Genomic DNA, 1441 nt, shown 5'->3' on the forward strand with positions numbered 1-1441 from the left:
CGACGCTGTTCTTGCCCAGGTCCTCCATGCGGCCGAAATGGAAGAGCCGCCTTCACGTTTCTCCGGTTTCGTCGGCGGCCGCGGCGGACGTGCCGGACTGCACACCGGGGCGCTGGGACTTCTTCTTGCCGAAATGCAGAGCGTCGCTCGGGAGCACCCGGAAGGGGTGTGGTGACCGTGGCTGCCACCACCGTCTCTTCCGCGCAGGAGATCGTCGCCTCGGTGATGGATCCGGAGATGCCACTGCTTACTCTGGCCGACCTCGGCGTCATCCGATCGGTCGACGTCGAAGCGAACTTCGTCTGTGTGACAATCACTCCCACCTATTCCGGGTGTCCCGCAATGGCGACGATGCGAGACGACATCGAGCACAAGCTGAACGATGCGGGATACGGCAGCGTCCAGATCAAGACTCAACTGTCGCCGCCTTGGAGTTCGGATTGGATCAGCGAGGAGGGGCTCGCGAAACTTCGAACGGCTGGGTACTCGGTGCCGGGGGCAGCGCCGCGCCGCACCTCGGGGCCGATCGCATTGACCTTGACGGCCAAGCCCCGCGACATCCTCTGCCCCCAGTGCGGTTCGGCAAACACCAGACTGAGTTCGGAATTCGGTGCGACCCTGTGCAAAGCGCTGTATCGCTGCCTCGACTGCCTCGAGCCGTTCGATCACGTGAAGGAGATCTGAACAGATGAGTACCGCAACGACGAACCGGAACAAACCCTTTCACCCGTTGACGGTTGCCGGTGTCGAATCACTGTGCGACGACGCAGTTGCCGTCACCTTCGACGTGCCTGCCGATATCGCCGATCAATTCGATTTCGGCGCCGGGCAGTCACTGACACTGCGGCGGATGATCGACGGCGTCGAACACCGTCGTTCCTACTCGATCTGTGCACCGGTCGGGGCGTCTCCACGTGTGGGGGTTCGCGAAGTAGCAGACGGACTCTTCTCCACCTGGTTGGTGCGCGACGTCAAGGCCGGGGATCAAATCGACGTCCAGGGCCCCTCGGGCAATTTTGTCGCCGATCCGGCACTGGGTGGACGGCACGTTCTGATCGCGGCGGGCTCAGGCATCACGCCCATGCTTTCCATCGCTGCAACACTTTTGGCGAACCCCGAGGCCGATGTCACCCTGCTGTACGGGAACAGGCGTACTCGTTCGGTGATGTTCGCCGAAGAAATCGCCGACCTGAAGGACCGGTACGGTGCACGCCTGGACGTCATTCACATTCTCTCTCGCGAGCCGAGAGAGGTCGAGTTGTTCTCGGGCCGTCTCGACGCCGACCGGTTGCGTGAGATCTTCACCTCTCTCGTGCCGTACGACCAAGTCGACGGATTCTGGTTGTGTGGCCCCTTCGGGATGGTCAACGACGCCCAGGAAGTGCTGGCCGGCTTGGGAATTGCCAAGGATCGCATCCATCACGAGCTGTTCTACGTCGAC

The 1441-nt window shown here is 62.2% G+C and carries 2 protein-coding genes and 1 pseudogene; all 3 read left to right on the forward strand.

The genetic code is table 11. The annotated features are described in order from the left end of the window. Positions 1–175: pseudogene (locus ABX74_RS02065) on the forward strand (phenylacetate-CoA oxygenase subunit PaaI); the annotation flags it as partial. 50 nt (positions 176–225) lie between these two features. Further along, positions 226–684, forward strand: a complete 459-nt coding sequence (gene paaD / locus ABX74_RS02070; RefSeq protein WP_044480149.1) for a 1,2-phenylacetyl-CoA epoxidase subunit PaaD — start codon at positions 226–228, stop codon at positions 682–684. Positions 685–688: 4 nt separating this feature from the next. Continuing rightward, the coding region (locus ABX74_RS02075) for an FAD-binding oxidoreductase (RefSeq protein ID WP_047888116.1) at positions 689–1441 on the forward strand (753 nt) is incomplete at its 3' end.

Source organism: Rhodococcus sp. ARP2, assembly GCF_001029585.1.
Taxonomy (GTDB): domain Bacteria; phylum Actinomycetota; class Actinomycetes; order Mycobacteriales; family Mycobacteriaceae; genus Rhodococcus_F; species Rhodococcus_F erythropolis.

What these genes read in the sequence shown, in the direction of transcription:
- paaD (WP_044480149.1), top strand. Translation starts at nt 226, where the DNA reads ATGGATCCGGAGATGCCACTGCTTACTCTGGCCGACCTCGGCGTCATC.